The following is a 16,385-nucleotide window of genomic DNA, read 5'->3' as shown; positions in this document are numbered from 1 at the left end:
CTAACCGGCACCGCCTCCCAGGGCTTTATAGAGCTGTATCAAGGCATGTGCCTGGTCGCGCTCTGCTTTAAGCAGGTCCATGTCTGCACTGATCTTACTCTTTTGGGCAGCAATGATCTCCAGGTAGGAGGCATAGGCCGTCAAGTACAGATCGTTGGACACCTCAACCCCCTTGTTAAGGGCCTTTACCTCTTTATTTTTTTCGGTTATTATTTTTTCATTGTTATCGATATAACTCAATAAGGTTTTTACCTCCTGAAAGGCCTTGTTTACGGTTTGCTGATAGCTCAGAAAAGCGATTTCCTGCCCGGTGCTGGCAATTTTGAATTGTGCCGTTAACTGTCTTTTCTGGAAAACAGGCGCTGTCAGGCCTGCGATCAAACCGGATGCAATAGAAGCCGGTTCCAGGATCCTGGTAATGTTAAAAGATTGCAATCCTGCCGTGGCCGACAGGTTGACCGAAGGAAAAAAGGCTGCACGGGCTGCACGGGCATCTGCATGGCTGGCCTGTAGTTCGTGGTAGGCGGCTTTGATGTCCGGCCGGTACTGCAATAACTGCCGGGGATGCCCCTGGCGGGCCAGATAGTACATAGAGCGGATGTCCATTGATGTGCTGCGGGGCACCGTACCGGTGTAAGCGCCGGTAAGCTCCAGGAGTTTATTTTCTGTGGCAGTAATGTCCTGTTGCACGGCATAACGCGTTGCCCGGGTATTGGCCAGTTGGGCGGCAAACTGTTGTACGGCCAGTTCCGTTGCCCTTCCTACTTCTTTATGGATCTTTATAATTTCAAGCGCCTTTTTCTGCAATTCGATGTTCTTATCCAGGATGGCTGTTTCTTTATCCAGCATTACCAGTTCATAGTAAAGCGTGGCTGTATGGGTGATCAGGGTGGCCGATAACAGGTCTTTTCCCTGCCGGGTGGCCAGGAAACGCTCCCGCGCGGCTGTTTGCAGGCTGCCCAGTTTTCCCCAGAGATCGATTTCCCAGGAGGTGCTCAGTCCCAGCCAGTAATCGGGCGTAACGGCGGTGGGGATCTGCTGATCCCTGTCAATATTTGAAGAAAGATTCGTATCAAAATTGCCTACTCCCTCCATGGTGTATTTACCATAATGGGTTCCGGAACCGCGCAGGCCGGCTGTAACGGAAGGCAGCAGGGCCGCTTTTCTTGCTTCCAGGTAGGCTGCCGCTATTTTTATCTGCTCACCGGCAATCCGGTTTTCTATATTATGCTCCAGTACTTTTTTGATCAATGCCGTCAGATAAGGATCGCCAAAGAAATCTTTAAAAGTTAAATGCGCTGCCGTGAGGCTATCGGTCATTGCCGCTGTGTACTGTTGCGGAAGCGCCGTTGCCTGTTTAACAGCAGTAGTTCTGGGCACACTGCAGCCGATAGTAAAGCCGGATAAAGCCAATAAGGAAAAGTATATAGGATTGGATCTAATTTTCATTTTCAATAATTTTTATTTCAGAAACCTGCAAGGGAACGGCAACTACTTTCTTTTTACGGCCTTCGGAAAGGGCGGCAAAAAGTACATACAGTCCGGGAATAATAAGCAGTCCGAACACCGTACCGGTCAGCATGCCTCCGGCCGCCGCAATACCAATGGAACGGTTGCCGACCGCACCTGCCCCGCTTGCCATACATAGCGGTATCAGTCCGGCCACAAAGGCAAAAGAGGTCATCAGTATAGGCCGTAGCCGCTGTGTGGCGCCTTCAATGGCAGCGGCCCGTATAGAATAGCCTTCTTTCCTCCTCTGAATGGCAAACTCAATAATCAATATTGCATTCTTACCTAATAAACCGATCAGCATTACCAATGCTACCTGGGCATAAATGTTATTATCAAGGCCTGCCAGCTTCAGGAACAGGAAAGAACCGAAGATACCTGCAGGCAAACTCAGGATAACGGGTAAGGGGAGTAGAAAACTTTCATATTGCGCCGCAAGCAGCAGGTATACAAACAATAAACAAAGGGCAAAAATGTATACCGCCTGGTTACCGGAAAGAATTTCTTCGCGGGTCATGCCGCTCCAGTCAAAGTCGTAGCCGCGGGGTAAGGTTGCTGCCGCTACTTTTTCCACGGCTTTGATCGCATCGCTGCTGCTATACCCCGGTGCCGGTTCCCCATTGATCATCGCCGAGGTATACATATTATACCGCGTCAGTTGTTCCGGTCCATATACCCGCTCCATACGTATAAAGGAAGAGTAAGGAACCATTTCCCCCTTGCTGTTCTTCACATACTGGTTCAGTACATCTGCCGGTTCGGCGCGGAACTGCGGCCCGGCCTGCACCATTACCTTGTACATCTGATTAAACCGGATAAAGTTGGTAGCGTAATAACTGCCCAGCAGGGTTTGCAACGTATTCATCGCATTTTCCACGGTCACGTTTTTCTTTGCTGCCATATCATAATCCACATGAATAAGATACTGGGGAAAAGAAGCGTCAAAACTGGTAAAAACGTTGTTTACTTCTTTTGTGCTGTCAATAGCTTTTACAAAGGCCTTGGTGATCTCCGAGGTTCCGGTTATGTTGTCGCTTCCCCTGTTCAGCAGTCGCAATTCAAATCCGCTGGTATTACCGAATCCCGGTACGGTAGGAGGGGCAAAAACCTCTATTTTGGCATCCGTGAGCTGTGCCGTGCGCTGCTCAATCTCCCTGATCACCGTGTTTACACTTTTACTGCGTTGATCCCAGGCTTTCAGGTTGATCATCGCCATTCCGTAAGAAGCGCCGGCTATTTCATTGGTAAGACTGTATCCTGCCAGCGTGGTAACGCTTTCCACCCCTTCAATGTTACGGGTAAGGTTATTGAGTTTATCCAGCACCTGCTCGGTACGTTCTACAGTAGCTCCCTGCGGCGTGGTTACATTTACATAGATCATACCCTGGTCTTCCGTAGGTATAAATCCGCCCGGTAATACAGCGCCGGTACCCCAGGTAGCCAGGAAAAAGAGCACCAGCATACCTAGCGTAACCAGGCGCCTGCCGGCTATTTTCCGGAGCAGGCCGCGGTATTGTCCGGTGGTTTTGTCAAATCTCTTATTAAAGGAATTGAAGAACCGGCCCATCCATCCTTTTTTCCGCGGCTCCGTATGTTTGAGCATCAGGGCACAAAGCGCCGGCGTAAGGGTTAAGGCGTTGATGCCGGAGATGACGATGGCAAATGCGAGTGTTAGTGAGAACTGCCGGTAAAAGACACCAACCGGGCCCGTTAGAAAAGCAACAGGCACAAACACAGCAGCCATTACCAGCGTGATGGCTATAATAGCACCGGTAATTTCTTTCATGGCGGCGATGGTAGCTTCCAATGGGGGCAGATGGTCTTCCGTCATTTTTACGTGTACGGCTTCCACCACTACAATGGCATTATCGACCACGATCCCGATAGCCAGCACCAGGGCAAATAACGTAAGCAGGTTAATGGAAAAGCCCAGGAGCAGCATAAAGGCAAGAGTGCCCACGAGGGCTACGGGAACGGCCAGTACGGGGATCAGTGTAGAACGCCAGTCCTGCAGGAAAATAAAAACAACAAGCGCTACCAGTATAAAGGCTTCTATAAGGGTGTGCAGCACTGCGCTGATCGAAGCATCCAGGAACCGGGAAACATCATAGGCCATGCTGTAATCCATACCCGGCGGAAAGGTAGTGGTCTTTAATTCCGCCATTTTTAGTTTAATGTTTTCAATAACCTCGCTGGCATTGGAGCCGGGCCGTTGTTTGATCATAATAGAGGCCGCGGGCTTGCCATCACTTTTAGAAGCCATACTATAGCTCATTGCGCCGAATTCTACGGTTGCCAGATCCTTTAGCTTAAGGATGGAACCATCACTATTGGAGCGGATGGCAATGTTTTCATATTGCCGGGGTTCGGAAAATTTTCCTGTATACCGCAGCACATATTGCAGGGCATTCCTGGTTTTTCCGGAACTTTCCCCGGTCTTACCGGGTGCGGCAGAAACGTTCTGGTTGCGCAGGGCAGCAATAACCTCATCAGTAGATACATTGTAGGCGAATAGTTTTTCGGGATCCAGCCAAACACGCATGGCATAATCCTTTGATCCCATAATTTCAGCACGGCCCACGCCATCGATCCGTTTTAATTCCTTAAGAATATTGATGTCGGTAAAATTGTAAATGAAATCTTCATCGGCTGTGGTGTCTGTGCTGGTAACATTGAGGTACATCAGCATGCTGTTTACCTCTTTTTCGGTGGTTACACCCGCTTTGATCACTTCTTCCGGCAACTCATCAAGCACGGTAGTTACGCGGTTCTGTACATTTACGGCCGCCACATCAGGATCGGTGCCCACCTTAAAATATACAGTGATCATGGTAACGCCGTCATTGCCGGACACCGTGGACATATAAGTCATCCCGGGCACTCCGTTGATGGCACGTTCCAGGGGTACGGCCACGGCATCAACAGATACTTCTGCATTGGCGCCGGTATAACGGGCGGTTACTGCAACAGAAGGAGGAACGATGTCCGGGAATTGTGTGATCGGTAAACTAAAGAGCGCCAATACGCCGATCAGGGTAATAAAAATCGAAAGTACCAGTGAAAGCACGGGTCTTCTTATAAATGTTTCAACCATTATTTTTTCTGTTTGTGCAAATCAGTAATAGGATTTTGGTAGCGGGCATCAGATACGCTGCGTTTGGTCCTGCGCTGTGTTTTTAGCATCCGTTTTTGGAATGATTTTTTCTCCTTCACGGATGGTTTGTATGCCTTCGTAAACGATGCGGTCATTTGCATGCAATCCTCCTGTAACCACATAATAATTGGCCAGCCGCTGATTTACCTGGATGCTCTTCATGCGTGCGACATTGTCTTTGTCAAGCACAAAAACATAATTTTTATCCTGTATCTCAAATACGGTTTTCTGCGGAAGCAGGATAACATGTTGCAGGGGACGGGTGATGAGCAGTTTACCGGAAGCCCCGTGGCGCAATGTTTTTTTCGGATTGATGAACCGGGCTTTATAAGCGATATTTCCCGTATTCTCGTCGATTTCGCTTTCAGCGGCTTCCAGCGCTCCCTCATAGGGGTACCGGGAGCCGTCCGGCAATAACAGGTTTATTGCGGCAGCAGGCAGCGCATGATTCCCTTTGTGTTGTGTTTGGAAATATTCATTTTCTGAAATATTAAAATAAGCATACACGGTACTGATGTCAGAAATAGTGGTCAGCAATGAGCCGGTGGTAATAAGGCTGCCTTCTTTTAGCGGAATCCGGTCTACAATGCCATCAAAAGGAGCTGTAATATGGGTATAGGAAATCTGCTGTTGTACGGCATTTTTATCTGCCAGGGCAATGTCGGCCTTCGCCAGCAGGGCTTTATATTTGGCCATAGCCAGTTCCAGTTCCGGCTTTGTGATCACTTCTTTATTAACCAGTGTTTGCACCCGGTCTACTTCCAGTTGGGCGACTTTAGCATCGGCTACGGCACTTTTATATGCCGCCACCGCTTTATTGAGCGCTATCCTCAGTTCATTATCATTCATTTTGAACAGCAGTTGTCCTTTGTGTACGTATTGCCCTTCCCGTATATATATTTTATCCAGCAGCCCGTCCATACGGGGGCGCAGTTCTATATTACGACCGGCCTGTATATTGGCCACATAAGGAATGGCAAGCGTCGTATCCCGTGGATGAACCGTCAGGATGGGGTACTCTTTTTTACCGATTGTGTGATTTTCCTGGGAATTGCCCTGGCAGGCGCTGACAATGACTGCAATAGCCAGCGCATAAAAAACAGCATTTTTTATCATGTTCAATTTAATTAAAAAGCATTAGGGTTTGACTACTTGAAAAGTATGTAGGGTGTAGTAGTATAACTACACACGCATGCCGCCCGGCTGCTATGGCAACAGGCAACGGATGAGGGATACGGCGATAGCCCGGAGGTTAAAAGAGATAGTAAAGGAAGAGGTGGCCATAGCCGGGTAACTGTTTGGATACAGGGCTTAGATGGCTCCAGGATGGGAACGCTACGAGTTCAAAAACAGGCAGCGAAAGGATTGAATAAAATTTCCTTTGGGAAAATAAGTCTGTTTTGTTAATAAAATGACTGCAGAACCGGTTAGTAATAATGTGATCATTGCCCAGGTCCTGGGTGTTATTATTCTTATGATGCTGCCGGTCATTTACAGTGGAAACGTATGCATTATTCCCGGCGGGAACCAGGGCTTGCACAGTATCAGCACTGCTGCTGATAAATAGAATCAATAAAGCAAGTATGTGCGCTATTTTTCTCATTACTGTTTTACCCGTTCCGTATAGTTGACAGCCATCCTGCCGGAATGGTTGCAAAACTAAAAAAAATAAATGTTAAATAAACTCTTAATGTTGTCCTGTTACTATTTAAAACTCATAAACAATACCTGTTGCTGCACAACAAGACACTTTTCTTTAAAAAAGGTTGAGTAAAAACAGAATTTTTTTAAAGCCAGCATACAATGCCCCTGCATTCCTCTATATATGAAAAGGTAAAGACGACCGGTGGTCTTTTATTTTTTTAAGAAGGCTGTAAAAGTTGCCGGGCCTGTTCCTCGTCGCCGGAAAATACTTTTATTTTTATGCCCGCCAGGGGCGAAAGGCCCATCACATCCAGGTCTTCGACGATCGCCTGGATGCCGTTTTCTTCCAGCAGCTCTTTTGCGGCCAGCGCTTCTGCCATATTATTATAGGTTTTTACAACAACGGTTCCTTCCTGATTGAAATGCGTCATGGCTATTGTTTTATTAAAGTTACAATAAATGGTCCGATCACCGATGATAGGTCAGAGAGGAGACATAAATCAAAAAGGGCTGCCACGAATACACGAAGGGTTTGCCTGTTGTGCTTTTTTCAAAGAAAACAGATGTGAATATCGTGCACTTTTGGCGCACATTCATGTCCCGATAATTCTATCGGGATGGCATTCGACAGTAGTATTACAAGTATTGAAAAATTAACATATGGACAATTATTTCATTTTATGTGTCCGCCCTGATAATAGAAGTAATGCAGTACAAGAGTGCGATGCAAGGATGTTGGGAAATGTTCCTCAGCCGGGTATATAAAATTTATATGGATATTGCTGAAAAAAATTAGATTTACAATCGATTTTAAACAGCATTAATACAACAGGCAATAACTATGAACCGGAAGACCTTTTTACAGCATACAGGAATAGTGGGCGCAGGGCTTATAGCAGCGCCTGCTTCTTTTGGACGGATGGCAACTGACTTTCCGGAAGTACGTGTTGCGGCCAATCAACGGCATTTTAAAAGTGAAGCGATTGAAAGCGCAATAAAACAATTTCAGTCACATGTAAAAAATAAAGAGCTGGGGTGGTTGTTTAACAACTGTTTTCCCAATACGCTGGATACAACTGTTTTTTATGAGGAGAAAAACGGCGTTCCGGATACCTATGTTATTACGGGAGATATTGATGCCATGTGGCTGAGGGATAGCTCTGCACAGGTGTTTCCTTATCTGCAATTTTCAAAACAGGATCCGGCCTTACATAAATTGATTGCTGGTGTAATACGGAAGCAAACCCATTTTGTTTTGAAAGACCCTTATGCCAATGCTTTTTATAATGATGATAATAAAGTGAGCGAGTGGAAGGCGACGGATAGTACCGATATGAAGCCCGGTATTCATGAGCGGAAATGGGAGATCGATTCGTTGTGTTATCCTATTCGACTGGCCTATCATTTCTGGAAAACAACAGGAGATGCCGCTCCATTTGATACCGGCTGGAAAGAAGGCATTGCCCGTACCTTAAAAACCTTTAAGGAGCAGCAGCGTAAGAACAATGCCGGGCCGTATAAATTTGAACGTAAGACTTCCTGGGCTACTGATGGGGTGCCGATGGGTGGATACGGTTATCCGGCAAAGCCTGTTGGGTTGATCTGCTCTATGTTTCGCCCCAGTGATGATGCCACGATCTTTCCTTACCTGATCCCCTCCAATCTGTTTGCAGTAGTGAGTTTGAAACAGGCTTCTGAAATAGTGAAAGTCATTTCAAAGGATACAGCGCTTGCTGCCGAGCTGTTAAAACTTGCCAATGAAGTAGATGCGGCATTGAAACAATATGCCGTTACCAGTCACCCGCAATTTGGAAAGTTATATGCCTATGAGATCAATGCCTATGGTAGCCACGTATTGATGGATGATGCAAATGTGCCCAGCTTGCTGGGATTACCTTACCTGGGCGCGATCCGTAGGGATGATCCTGTTTATAAAACGACGCGCAATTATGTATGGTCAACGGAGAACCCGTTTTTCTTTAAAGGAACAGCGGCCGAAGGTATCGGCGGACCGCATATTGGAAAAGATATGATCTGGCCTATGAGCATCACCATGCGAGCGTTGACGTCGACTGATGATAAAGAGATCAGGTGGTGTATTGATACCTTACAAAAAACCCATGGCGGCACCGGTTTTATGCATGAATCCTTTCATAAGGACGATCCCACAAAGTTCACCCGCAAATGGTTTGCCTGGTCTAATACCCTGTTTGGAGAATTGCTTTGGAAAACGTTCAAAGAAAAGCCGGGGCTGCTGGGGTAGGCCGATTGATCTAGTTGAAAGAGTACTTCATTATGTTGTAAACGTGATTTCGGGGATTGCTCCTTTTATTACTAGTCTCCCTTCTGTCGCATTTTTTATCTGATCTACAGAAACGCCGGGCGCGCGTTCCAGTAACACAAACCCCTCATTAGTAATTTCCAGCACCGCCAGGTCGGTCACTATTTTTTTAATGCAGTTTACACCGGTGAGGGGCAGGGTGCATGCTTTTAGCAGCTTTGATTTGCCGTCCTTGCTGGTGTGCTGCATGGCTACGATAATGTTTTTTGCAGCGGCCACCAGGTCCATAGCGCCGCCCATACCCTTGACCATTTTGCCGGGGATTTTCCAACTGGCGATGTCGCCGGTATCGCTGACTTCAAAGGCGCCCAATACGGTAAGGTCCACGTGTCCGCCACGGATCATGGCAAAGCTGGTAGCCGAATCAAAGAATACGCCACCCGGTAGTATGGTTACCGTTTGTTTTCCTGCATTGATCAGATCCGGGTCCGCTGTTCCCTTTTTTGGAAAAGGTCCCATGCCCAGTAAACCATTCTCGGATTGTAATATTACTTCCATCCCCTCCGGGATATAATTAGCCACCAGGGTGGGAATACCAATGCCCAGATTTACATAGTACCCGTCCTGCAATTCCTGCGCAATGCGTTGTGCTATTTGTTCTTTTGTTAAGGCCATTGTTATTAATTTGAAAATTAGCTAATTTGAAAATTTGAAAATGAAATATGCAGCATTTTCAAATTGCCACATTTTCACACTTTCAAATTATCGCTCGGTTAGCTGCTCTATCCGTTTCTCATAATCCACTCCCTGGAAGATCCGGTTCACGAAGATGCCCGGAGTATGGATCTGCATGGGATTTAATTGTCCTGCGGGAACCAGTTCTTCTACCTCGGCAATGGTGATATTGCCCGCGGTTGCCATCGGGTGATTAAAATTGGCCGCCGTTTCTTTATAGATAAGATTGCCGTGCGTATCGCCTTTCCAGGCTTTTACAATGGCGAAATCAGCTATCAGCGCATATTCCAGCAGATGGGGCTTTCCGTTAAATTCCCTGACTTCTTTTCCATTGGCTACTTCCGTACCATAACCCGCAGGAACGTAAAAGGCGGGAATGCCCGCGCCACCCGCCCGGCAGCGTTCGGCCAGCGTGCCCTGGGGATTCAACTCCACTTCCAGTTCTCCATGTAATAACTGTCGCTCAAACTCTGCGTTTTCTCCTACATAGGAGGAGATCATTTTCCTGATTTGTTTGTTTCGGAGTAAAAGCCCCAGACCAAAATCATCCACCCCCGCATTGTTGGAAATGCAGGTAAGATCTTTTACAGCCGTTTGAGTTAATGCTCTGATACAGTTTTCCGGGATGCCGCACAATCCAAAGCCGCCCAGCATCAGTGTCATACCGTCTTTGATGCCTTCAATAGCTTCTGTTGCATTGGCTACTACTTTATTCATATTGATGGTCTGTTTTTATGCTAGCCGGGAAGCCGGGAAAACGGGAAGATTTTTATTTTTCCTTTACCCCTGATTGACCGTCTTACCGCTTTCCCGGCCCAAAAGTTTTTTTAATGCTTCTGCTTTTTATAAATGATAAACGAGTCCTAAACCATTTTCTGTAACAGCAAATTCCGGTGCTGCTTTTTTCCAGTAACGGTGCTGCTTTTGATGACTGAGATACATGGTGGCATCAAACAATAACAGTCCGGCGCCCTGAACGATCAGTGAATTACCAAAACCACGGTTCCTTGCAGGATTATTTGCCTGACCAGCTTTTGCTCTTAAGAGCAAACCGGTTCCTACATACAACACATCCAGCCCGCCGTTGACGAGGTATAATTTTTTTGAATTTTTATAGGCCTTGTATTTATCAGCATCAGAAAAGTATAATCTTTTTTCCTTTTGAGCGCGTAGTAATCCTAAAACACCAATGCCTGTATTGACCACACCCCACAACGCATTCATGGTATGGAATGCTTTGACCTCTGCATTTTTTGTACTTAAGGCACCGATAATGCCGCTGCCCATATTCAATGCGCCCCAACCTGTTAACACCCACATGCCTTTTCGGTTCGTTTCAATTCTTTGCTGATGTAACCCCTCAATATTCAGTGTATCCCTTTGCTGCGCCTGAGAGCCACAGGAACAAAAGATCAGGAAAACAATAAGAAAAAATTTCATGACGGCCGGTTTGTCTGTAAGTTACTGCATTCTACGATCTCAATAAAGCAAAATCGGGATAGTCGGTCGCGATCTGTTGAACGCGCTTAACATCCAATCCGGTGGGTATGTTTTGCTCCCGGCAATACCGCAACAATTCCAATGTGTTTACATTACCCAATAATTCGTAGCCTGTGAGCGGACAGCCACCAAAACCATTGATCACCCCGTCGAAGCTGCGGCAGCCGGCTTTCCATGCCGCATCAATTTTTGCATAGGCTTCCTGCGGCAGGGTATGAAGGTGTAAGCCCAATTCTACTTTTGGAAAACGCGGCAGCAGGGTGGTAAATATTTTATAAATGGATTCCGGGCTGCCCAACCCGGTTGTATCCGATAAGGTGATCGTTTGCACGCCTTTATTGGCGAGAAGGTACGCCGCATCCTGCAAAATAAACTCCGACCATTCATCGCCATAAGGATTACCAAACGCCATGCTGATGTATACCCGGAGCGCTTTGCCGGAGCGGGAAGCAATATCGGTAATTTCATTCAGTGTATGCAAAACAGCCGAAGCATCCGAATGAATATTTTTTTGCAAAAAGGTATTGGAGATCGAATAGGGGAAACCGATAATGTCTACTTTATCCTGGTTGGCCGCTTCCGCTGCGCCCCGGGCATTGCCCACGATCGCCAGTAATTTTGTATTCGTGTTTTCTTTGTCGATCAATGTCAATACTTTATCCGGTTCCGCCATTTGCGGTACTGCCTTTGGCGATACAAAGCTCCCGAAATCGATCACATCAAACCCCGCCTGTAGCAGCCGGTTAATATATGCAGCCCGTTGTTGGGGCGGAATGCTATAGGGAAGCCCCTGTTGCGCATCGCGCGGACATTCGGTTATTTTTAGTTCATAGTTCATGGCTAATAGTTCATGGTTTATACGTGGTTATAGTGTATTACGAAGCTTTGTAATCATTTTACAAAGAACCTCGTATTCTTCATAATACTTTTTAAAAATTACTTCTTTTATATAGACTCTTTTTCTTGCAAGAAAAAGCGCGGCTACAATTTCAATTGCAGATCGCAATGCAATATTAAGAAACCGTTTATACTCAGGGATTGATTGCCCGGTTGATCCTTCAGCAATGTTTAATACAACAGAATCAGCCGAACGCATCATCTGTTTGCATAAGCTGTACCTTTCATCTTCAGGGAAAGATTTTACAAGCGTATTGATTTCATTAGATAAATCAACCGCTCTGTGCCAGACATTTAGATCTTCAAAACGAAACGACATATTAATCAAATTTAAGGTTAGCTTTTTCATTCCATTTTTATATGATTACAGTGAATAGTTAAACACGTCGATTTTGCTATGAACTATGCCCCATTGGCTATGAACTATAATCCAATATGCTTCGCAATCACCATGTGCTGTACCTCCGATGTGCCTTCACCAATCTGTAATAAACGCTGGTCCCTGTAAAACCGCTCGATATTGTATTCTTTCATCAGTCCATAGCCCCCGTGTATCTGAACGGCAGTATCGGCTACTTCTTTCGCTATCTCCGAACAATACAGTTTGGCCATCGCTGCTTCCTTGGTAAAGGATTGACTGGTGTCTTTTAACCAGCAGGCTTTGTACAGGAACGTACGTGCCAGCTCAATTTTCATTGCCATATCCGCCAGTTTAAATTGCGTGTTTTGAAATTTTGAGATAGGGCTTCCAAACTGCTGCCGCTCCTGCGCATAGGTCATAGCCATTTCAAAAGCGCCCTGCGCGCAACCCAAGCCCATGGCGGCAATACTTAACCGGCCTGCATCCAATGTGCGCAGCATGATTTTTGAGCCTTCCCCTACCGGTCCCAGTGTATTGTTTTTGGGTACCCGGCAATCATCGAAAAATAGTTGAGCGGTATCACTGGCCCGCCACATCATTTTGCCATGCATCGCCTGTTGGGTAAAGCCCGGTGTGTCTTTTTCAACAATAATTGTGGTGAACTCCTTTCTGCCGTTGACCTCATTGGTTACGGCTTGCACCGTAGTGCCCCGGTTAAGGGCTACGGAGCCGTTGGTGATGAATATTTTACTGCCGTTAATGACCCATTGGTCGCCCACCGTTTTTGCGGTCGTTTTTGAAGCGCGCGAATCACTGCCCGCTCCGGGTTCAGTCAGACCAAAAGACCAAAGCGCAGCTCCGGTGCAAAGCGGCGGCAGGTATTTTAATTTTTGTTCTTCCGTTCCATAATTATAAATGGGCCCGATGCCCAGTGAGTTATGTGCGGCCAGTGTTGCCGCCTGCGAACCATCCACACGGGCTATTTCTTCTACGGCAATAATATAGGCAAGGTAGTCCATACCGGCTCCGCCATATTTTTGAGGAAGGTAAATGCCCAGCAGGCCCAGTTCACCCATTTTATGCGTAAGCTCCTCAGAAAAGGTCTCCTTTTCATCCAGCTCCGGTGCAATGGGCTTTATTATTTTTTCTGCAAATTCGCGGACCATGTGCCGGAGCATTTCATGTTCCTGACCTAAGTTGAAATCCATTAGCTTAAATTTTTATTACCAAGGGCGACTAAAAAAAGTTTTTTGGGCCGGGAAGTCGTTATGACGGGAACCTAATCGAAAACCAAAATCTTTCCGCCTTTTCGGTTTCCCGGCCAATCATTAGTGCGCGACTTCTTGATCACTCTTTTGAGAAATCCAGCTCCACCAACCCCATATTAGTAGTCACCTTATCATTTTCTTTTACATTCATTTTTTTTACCCTTCCATCCTGCGGACTTAGAATATTATTCTCCATCTTCATCGCTTCAACGATCAGTAACAAATCGCCTTTTTTAACACTGGCGCCTTCTTTCACTGCCACTTTGATCACTTTGCCCGGCATGGGGGCTGTGATGGCTCCTGTTTTTGATGTAACCGCGGCTGCTGGTGCAATAGTGTCGGCAGCGCTATGCAGGATGTCATTCCGCCGGATCGTAAAATCAAACCCACTATACCGGACGATATAGTTCCCCGGCTGGTCTTCAAAAATGGTGACGGGGTAAATGGAATCGTTCAGCCGGATGGTGTATTGACGACCGTCCTGGTTTTCCAGTTGAGCATTGTAAAGGATGCCTGCGTGCTCAAATTGTACAAAAGGGTAGGCGTTGGTTTTAATACCCAGGCTAACAGCTTGGTTCGATAGGTTCAGTTCCAACAGGGGCACATTTCTCCAGTAGCCGATCTGTTGCCAGATATCTTTTGCATCCGGGTGTTTGGTTTTGAAACTGAATACCAGTGCGGCAGACAAAGGGATCAGGCTGTTTTCCTTTTCCTGCTCTTTTTTAAAATGGCTGAGCAGATCATTCAGGTGGGTATCAATATATTTTGTAGATATGTTGTTTTCGATAAAATCCGGATGTTGCACCAATCTTCGCAAAAAATTGCTATTGTTCCTGATGCCATAAATGAAATAGTGGCTCAGTGCCTCGATCATTTTTTTGCGTGCCGCTTCACGGTCGGCACCATAAGTGATCAACTTACAGATCATCGGATCAAAATCACCGGAAATAATATCCCCGCTTTGTAACAGCATGCCATCTATACGGATGTTTTCTCCGTAAGGCTCTTTATAAAAGGACATTCTACCTGGCGAAGGCAAAAACTGTTGCTCCGGATCTTCCGCATAGATACGGCACTCGATGGCATGACCCTTTTGCCGGATGTCCTTTTGTTGTATCGCCAATTGTTCGCCCCGTGCAATGCGGATCTGTTGCTCCACAATATCAATACCCGTGGTTAGTTCCGTAACCGGGTGCTCTACCTGGATGCGGGTATTCATCTCCAGGAAATAAAAACTCAGGTCTGCGGTCACTAAAAATTCCAGCGTGCCTGCATTCTGATAGCCGATAGATGCCGCCAGTTGCACCGCGGCTGCGCAGATCTGTTCCCTTACTTCAGGCGTCAGCGTAGGAGAGCCTGCTTCTTCAACGATCTTTTGATGCCGTCTTTGTAAGGTGCATTCACGTTCATACAGGTGGATCATATTTCCAAAAGAGTCGCCCAGTATCTGTACTTCTATATGCCTTGGATTTTCGATATACTTTTCGATGTACACGGTATCATCGCCAAAATAATTTTTCGCTTCGCGGGCGGTTGCTTCCAGTGCCTCTTTTATTCCGGAATCATTTTGTACCACGCGCATTCCTTTACCACCACCGCCTGCGGCCGCTTTTATAAGAATCGGAAAAGGAATCCTGTGATACTGCTGCAACAGTTCTTCCACTGTACCGGTAATGCCTTGTGTAACCGGCACGCCGGCTTTTGTTGCAACAGCGCGCGCTGCTATCTTATTGCCCATGGCTTCTATTGCCTCTGGCGTTGGACCAATAAAAGTGATCCCGTTATCCCGACAAGCCTTGGCGAATAATGCGTTTTCAGAAAGGAATCCATACCCGGGATGCACCGCATTGGCATTAGTAGCTTTGGCTGTGGCAATGATTGCGTCTATATTCAGATAAGTGTCAGATAGACCCACGCCCGGTAATAAAACGGTCTCGTCTGCTTCTTTTAAATAAGCAGCACCCGCATCCTGTGGTGCACAGACCAGCACGGTTTTGATCCGCATTTTTTTTGCAGTGCGGATAATACGGGCGGCTATTTCGCCCCTGTTTGCGATAAGAATTTTGTTCATTTAATCCAATCGGGTTTTCTTTTTTCCAAAAATGCCTTCATGCCTTCCTGTCCTTCCGGCGACACTCTTGCCTGTGCGATCAGTTCTGTAGTGTAAGAGATCGCTGTATCTAGTGGCTTTGCTGAAAGTTCCGCCAGCAAGGTCTTACACTGTGCTACAGACGCCGGTCCGGCAGTCAGCAGTTCGCTGATCGTTGCCTCCACCAGGGCTCCCAGTTCTGCTTCCGGGGCTGATTGATTGACCAGCCCTAACCGAGCGGCTTCCACGCCTTTTATTTTTTTGCCGGTCAGCATCAGCTCTCTTGTTTTGGATTCGCCGATGCGTTTTAAAATATACGGGGCGATGGTGGCGGGGATCAATCCGATCTTTACTTCCGAAAAAGCCAGTACCGTTTCATCCGTTGCATACGCGAAATCACAAGCCGCCAGCAGGCCGTTGGCGCCACCCATTGCCGCGCCCTGCACCACGGCGATAGTGGGTTTGGGCGAATCGTAAATCGTTTTAAAACATTGTGCCAACTGCCCGCTTTCCTTCAGATTTTGTTCGTAACTATATTGTGCGGCTTGCTTCATCCAGTTCAGGTCGGCACCGGCGCAGAAGATTGTGCCGCGTCCGCGTAATAGGATCACCCGCACGCCCTCTAACGCGCTAAGAGTGGTAAAGGCACCCGTCAGTTCCGCGATCATCGTTTCGTTAAATGCGTTCCGCACTTCCGGCCGGTTCAGCCAGATGGTGGCGATGAGAGGCTGCTGGTCTATTTCGATTGTTGTATAGTTCAATGTTTAAAGTTTAGTATTTATTTTCCCGCAGATCCCGGCGATTTTTTTTGCTGATCTACGCAGAAATAATTAGAATTGATCTGCGTTCAATCCGCGTCATCTGCGGGCTGATCCATATTCTGCCGCTGACGAGTGCGACGCAAGTTTGTTGCTATTTGCACCATAGCCGGCTACATAAATCTTCGT

At 46.8% G+C, this 16,385-nt stretch carries 14 protein-coding genes; 2 read left to right on the top strand and 12 right to left on the bottom strand.

Annotated features, from left to right (window positions below; all coding sequences use genetic code 11):
* Genes NIASO_RS09350 through NIASO_RS09340 form a run of 3 tightly spaced genes read right to left on the bottom strand, consistent with a single transcriptional unit; the run spans nt 1 to nt 5,779 of the window.
* Complete coding sequence (locus NIASO_RS09350; protein WP_008584077.1) at nt 1-1,449, bottom strand: TolC family protein; 1,449 nt, start codon at nt 1,447-1,449, stop codon at nt 1-3.
* A complete protein-coding gene (locus tag NIASO_RS09345; RefSeq protein ID WP_008584080.1) occupies nt 1,439-4,603 on the bottom strand; it encodes an efflux RND transporter permease subunit in 3,165 nt (1,054 codons plus the stop codon). The genes NIASO_RS09350 and NIASO_RS09345 overlap by 11 nt, the downstream gene beginning before the upstream one ends.
* A 48-nt stretch (nt 4,604-4,651) precedes the next feature.
* Nucleotides 4,652-5,779, bottom strand: coding sequence for an efflux RND transporter periplasmic adaptor subunit (locus NIASO_RS09340; RefSeq protein ID WP_008584081.1), 1,128 nt, complete (start codon nt 5,777-5,779; stop codon nt 4,652-4,654).
* 295 nt (nt 5,780-6,074) lie between these two features.
* Here NIASO_RS09340 and NIASO_RS20200 point away from each other — a divergent pair, with 295 nt between their 5' ends.
* Nucleotides 6,075-6,230, top strand: a complete 156-nt coding sequence (locus NIASO_RS20200) for a hypothetical protein (protein ID WP_157547223.1) — start codon at nt 6,075-6,077, stop codon at nt 6,228-6,230.
* A 295-nt stretch (nt 6,231-6,525) separates the two neighbouring features.
* On the opposite strand, the gene NIASO_RS09330 is transcribed toward NIASO_RS20200, so the two are convergent.
* On the bottom strand, nt 6,526-6,738 hold the full coding sequence (locus NIASO_RS09330) for a putative signal transducing protein (RefSeq protein WP_008584085.1): 213 nt from the start codon (nt 6,736-6,738) through the stop codon (nt 6,526-6,528).
* Between the two features lie 410 nt (nt 6,739-7,148).
* On the opposite strand from NIASO_RS09330, the gene NIASO_RS09325 reads away from it, so the two are divergent.
* Nucleotides 7,149-8,570: a glycoside hydrolase family 125 protein gene (locus tag NIASO_RS09325; protein ID WP_008584087.1), complete on the top strand. Its 1,422-nt coding sequence runs from the start codon at nt 7,149-7,151 to the stop codon at nt 8,568-8,570.
* Between the two features lie 30 nt (nt 8,571-8,600).
* Here NIASO_RS09325 and NIASO_RS09320 read toward each other — a convergent pair whose 3' ends face one another.
* From NIASO_RS09320 to NIASO_RS09285, 8 genes are all read right to left on the bottom strand, one after another.
* Nucleotides 8,601-9,263 carry a CoA transferase subunit B gene (locus tag NIASO_RS09320; protein WP_008584089.1) on the bottom strand — a complete coding sequence of 221 codons (663 nt, stop codon included), beginning with the start codon at nt 9,261-9,263 and terminating at the stop codon, nt 8,601-8,603.
* An 87-nt stretch (nt 9,264-9,350) separates the two neighbouring features.
* On the bottom strand, nt 9,351-10,040 hold the full coding sequence (locus NIASO_RS09315) for a CoA transferase subunit A (protein ID WP_008584091.1): 690 nt from the start codon (nt 10,038-10,040) through the stop codon (nt 9,351-9,353).
* A 126-nt stretch (nt 10,041-10,166) separates the two neighbouring features.
* Nucleotides 10,167-10,763 carry a DUF6992 family protein gene (locus tag NIASO_RS09310; RefSeq protein ID WP_008584093.1) on the bottom strand — a complete coding sequence of 199 codons (597 nt, stop codon included), beginning with the start codon at nt 10,761-10,763 and terminating at the stop codon, nt 10,167-10,169.
* Nucleotides 10,764-10,794: 31 nt separating this feature from the next.
* A complete protein-coding gene (locus NIASO_RS09305) occupies nt 10,795-11,661 on the bottom strand; it encodes a beta/alpha barrel domain-containing protein (protein ID WP_008584095.1) in 867 nt (288 codons plus the stop codon).
* A gap of 27 nt (nt 11,662-11,688) precedes the next feature.
* Nucleotides 11,689-12,069 carry a four helix bundle protein gene (locus tag NIASO_RS09300; protein WP_008584097.1) on the bottom strand — a complete coding sequence of 127 codons (381 nt, stop codon included), beginning with the start codon at nt 12,067-12,069 and terminating at the stop codon, nt 11,689-11,691.
* A gap of 74 nt (nt 12,070-12,143) precedes the next feature.
* Nucleotides 12,144-13,289, bottom strand: a complete 1,146-nt coding sequence (locus tag NIASO_RS09295; protein WP_008584098.1) for an acyl-CoA dehydrogenase family protein — start codon at nt 13,287-13,289, stop codon at nt 12,144-12,146.
* Nucleotides 13,290-13,428: 139 nt separating this feature from the next.
* Nucleotides 13,429-15,420: an acetyl/propionyl/methylcrotonyl-CoA carboxylase subunit alpha gene (locus tag NIASO_RS09290; RefSeq protein ID WP_008584101.1), complete on the bottom strand. Its 1,992-nt coding sequence runs from the start codon at nt 15,418-15,420 to the stop codon at nt 13,429-13,431.
* A complete protein-coding gene (locus NIASO_RS09285; protein ID WP_008584103.1) occupies nt 15,417-16,199 on the bottom strand; it encodes an enoyl-CoA hydratase/isomerase family protein in 783 nt (260 codons plus the stop codon). Before NIASO_RS09285 ends, NIASO_RS09290 begins: the two co-directional genes overlap by 4 nt.
* Between the last annotated feature and the right edge of the window lie 186 nt (nt 16,200-16,385).

The sequence above is a fragment of the Niabella soli DSM 19437 genome (genome assembly GCF_000243115.2).
Taxonomy (GTDB): domain Bacteria; phylum Bacteroidota; class Bacteroidia; order Chitinophagales; family Chitinophagaceae; genus Niabella; species Niabella soli.
This window is presented reverse-complemented; position numbering and strand designations above follow the sequence as displayed.

Coding starts and splice junctions, on each gene's coding strand:
- NIASO_RS09350 (WP_008584077.1), bottom strand. CDS start 1,449: ATGAAAATTAGATCCAATCCTATATACTTTTCCTTATTGGCTTTATCC.
- NIASO_RS09345 (WP_008584080.1), bottom strand. CDS start 4,603: ATGGTTGAAACATTTATAAGAAGACCCGTGCTTTCACTGGTACTTTCG.
- NIASO_RS09340 (WP_008584081.1), bottom strand. CDS start 5,779: ATGATAAAAAATGCTGTTTTTTATGCGCTGGCTATTGCAGTCATTGTC.
- NIASO_RS20200 (WP_157547223.1), top strand. CDS start 6,075: ATGACTGCAGAACCGGTTAGTAATAATGTGATCATTGCCCAGGTCCTG.
- NIASO_RS09330 (WP_008584085.1), bottom strand. CDS start 6,738: ATGACGCATTTCAATCAGGAAGGAACCGTTGTTGTAAAAACCTATAAT.
- NIASO_RS09325 (WP_008584087.1), top strand. CDS start 7,149: ATGAACCGGAAGACCTTTTTACAGCATACAGGAATAGTGGGCGCAGGG.
- NIASO_RS09320 (WP_008584089.1), bottom strand. CDS start 9,263: ATGGCCTTAACAAAAGAACAAATAGCACAACGCATTGCGCAGGAATTG.
- NIASO_RS09315 (WP_008584091.1), bottom strand. CDS start 10,040: ATGAATAAAGTAGTAGCCAATGCAACAGAAGCTATTGAAGGCATCAAA.
- NIASO_RS09310 (WP_008584093.1), bottom strand. CDS start 10,763: ATGAAATTTTTTCTTATTGTTTTCCTGATCTTTTGTTCCTGTGGCTCT.
- NIASO_RS09305 (WP_008584095.1), bottom strand. CDS start 11,661: ATGAACTATGAACTAAAAATAACCGAATGTCCGCGCGATGCGCAACAG.
- NIASO_RS09300 (WP_008584097.1), bottom strand. CDS start 12,069: ATGAAAAAGCTAACCTTAAATTTGATTAATATGTCGTTTCGTTTTGAA.
- NIASO_RS09295 (WP_008584098.1), bottom strand. CDS start 13,289: ATGGATTTCAACTTAGGTCAGGAACATGAAATGCTCCGGCACATGGTC.
- NIASO_RS09290 (WP_008584101.1), bottom strand. CDS start 15,420: ATGAACAAAATTCTTATCGCAAACAGGGGCGAAATAGCCGCCCGTATT.